At 64.3% G+C, this 269-nt stretch carries 1 protein-coding gene; it reads left to right on the top strand.

The genetic code is table 11. The annotated features are described in order from the left end of the window. Nucleotides 1–269, top strand: a 269-nt coding sequence (locus HK26_RS12530) for a carbohydrate porin (protein WP_143296365.1), incomplete at both ends; no start/stop codon positions are given.

Here is a 269-nt window from a genome sequence, read left to right on the forward strand (position 1 = left end):
GGCGTGTTTGCCCGCATGACCGGCAATGGCGGGGACCGCAACATGATCAGCTACGCCGTGGATGCGGGTGTCAACCTCAAGGCTCCCTTCAAGGGGCGTGACAACGACACAGTGGGCGTGGGCTGGGGGCTTGGCCGCGCCTCCTACGGGCAGCGCCAGTATAACCGCAACGTCAACAGCACCGGCACCCCGACCCTGACACAGGGGACGGAAAACCATCTGGAAGTCACCTATCAGGCGCAGGTCATGCCGTGGTGGGTCATGCAGCC

This window comes from Acetobacter okinawensis (assembly GCF_002153655.1).
Taxonomy (GTDB): domain Bacteria; phylum Pseudomonadota; class Alphaproteobacteria; order Acetobacterales; family Acetobacteraceae; genus Acetobacter; species Acetobacter okinawensis_A.